The sequence below is a fragment of the Streptomyces sp. NRRL B-24572 genome, from assembly GCF_002156145.1.
Taxonomy (GTDB): domain Bacteria; phylum Actinomycetota; class Actinomycetes; order Streptomycetales; family Streptomycetaceae; genus Streptomyces; species Streptomyces vietnamensis.
Genome location: NZ_MWIG01001170.1, coordinates 1 through 1,836, shown reverse-complemented (window position 1 = coordinate 1,836; position 1,836 = coordinate 1). Strand labels below are relative to the sequence as shown.

Annotated in this window: 2 protein-coding genes; both read right to left on the bottom strand. The window is 68.4% G+C overall.

Features of this window, described 5'->3' with window-relative positions; all coding sequences use genetic code 11:
* Positions 1 to 39: 39 nt before the first annotated feature.
* Positions 40 to 915: a carbohydrate ABC transporter permease gene (locus CCN56_RS41095; RefSeq protein WP_086832584.1), complete on the bottom strand. Its 876-nt coding sequence runs from the start codon at positions 913 to 915 to the stop codon at positions 40 to 42.
* Positions 916 to 930: 15 nt separating this feature from the next.
* Positions 931 to 1,827 (bottom strand): carbohydrate ABC transporter permease, encoded by an 897-nt coding sequence (locus CCN56_RS41090; protein ID WP_086832585.1) that lies wholly within the window; start codon positions 1,825 to 1,827, stop codon positions 931 to 933.
* Between the last annotated feature and the right edge of the window lie 9 nt (positions 1,828 to 1,836).

Below are 1,836 nucleotides of genomic sequence, written 5' to 3'. Positions count from 1 at the left end.
GGTCCTCGGCGGCCCGACGGCTGGTGGGACGCAGGCCGGTCAGCCCTTGAGGCCGCCGGCGGTGAGGCCGCTCATGATGTTCCGCTGGAAGATCAGGAAGACGACGAGGGTCGGCAGCGCGGCGATGGTGAGGGCGGCGATCAGGACGTTGACCGGGACCCCGTTGGAGAGGGAGTAGATGCCGACGTTGAGGGTCTGCTTCCCGGGGTCGGGGAGCGTCAGCATCGGCCAGAGGAAGTCCTTCCAGACGCCGACGACCGCGAAGATCGACACGACGCCGAGGATCGGCCGGGAGATCGGCAGGACGATCGACCAGAGGATCCGGAAGGGGCCGGCGCCGTCGATGGAGGCGGCGTCGAGGAGTTCTTCGGGGATGGAGTCGAAGAACCGCTTCAGCAGGAAGATGTTGAACGCGTTGGTGACGGACGGCAGCCAGATCGCCCAGGGCGTGTTGAGCAGGTTGCGTTCCACGAGGGGCACGTCGAGCACGGTGAGGTACTGCGGTACGACGAGGACGGTCGCCGGGATCATCAGGGTGGCGAGCATCATGCCGAGCACGGCCTTGCCGAGCACGGGACGCAGCTTGGAGAGCGAGTAGGCGGCGGCGACGTCCAGGACGAGCTGGAAGGCGAGGGCGCCGAACGCGTAGTAAAGGGTGTTCAGGAGGAGGGTGGAGAGGTCCATGACCTCCCAGGCCCGGCTGTAGTTCCCCGGGGTGAAGGTGCCGGGGACCAGGGTGGGCGGGGTCTGGATGACCTCCTGGGCGTCCTTGAGGCCGCTGGAGGCCAGCCAGTAGAGGGGGCCGAGGAAGACCAGCGTGAACAGGACGAGGACGAGGCCGAGGACGATCCGGTAGGCGGCCTTGCCGCCGGGCCGGGCGAGCCGGGCGGGTGCGATGAGCGTGCGTGTGGACATGTGGGTCTCCCGGTCCTACTCGTCCTCGACGCGGCTGAGCTTGACGTACGCCGCCGAGAACCCGGCGAGGAGTACGAGCAGGAGCAGGCCGAGGGCGGCCGCGGCGCCGTAGTTGTTGAAGCTGAAGGCGTACTGGTAGATGAGGTAGACGACGGTGGTGGTGGACCCTTCGGGTCCGGCGCCGCCGGTGAGCAGGAACGGCTCGACGAAGACCTGCATGGTGGCGATGACCTGCATGAGCAGCATCAGCGAGAGGACGAGCCGGGTCTGCGGGACGGTGACGTGCCAGACCTTGCGGAGGAGGCCGGCGCCGTCGAGTTCGGCGGCCTCGTACAGCTCCCCGGGAATGGACTGGAGGGCGGCGAGGTAGATGAGGGTCGCACCGCCCATGTTCATCCAGGTGGAGGCGATGACGACGGCGAGCAGGGAGATGTCGGGGTCCTGGAGCCACTGCTGCTCGGGCAGGCCGAGGAGGCCGAAGAGCTCGTTGAGGAGTCCGTAGCCGGGGTCGTACAGGTACTTGAAGAGGAGGACCGAGGCGACCGGGGGCAGCATGACCGGCAGGTAGACGAGGAGCCGGAGGTAGGCCTGGGCGTGGCGGAACTCGTTGATGACGAGGGCGGCGACGAAGGGGACGGCGAAGCCCAGGACGAGGGCGAGGGCGGTGTAGAGGGCCGTGTTGCCCCAGGCCTGCCAGAAGGCGGGGTCGTTGGCGACGGTTCGGAAGTTGTCGAGGCCGGCCCAGGTGGTGCGGCCGTTCTCGGTCTTCTGGAAGGCGAGCAGGAACTCGCGGATCATCGGGTACCAGGAGAAGACCGCGAAGCAGACGACGGCGCCGATGAGGAAGCCGTGGGCGGTCAGGTTGTGCCGCAGGGTCTTGGCGAAGTGCCCGGTGGCCGGGCGGGGCCCCACCTCGGGGGG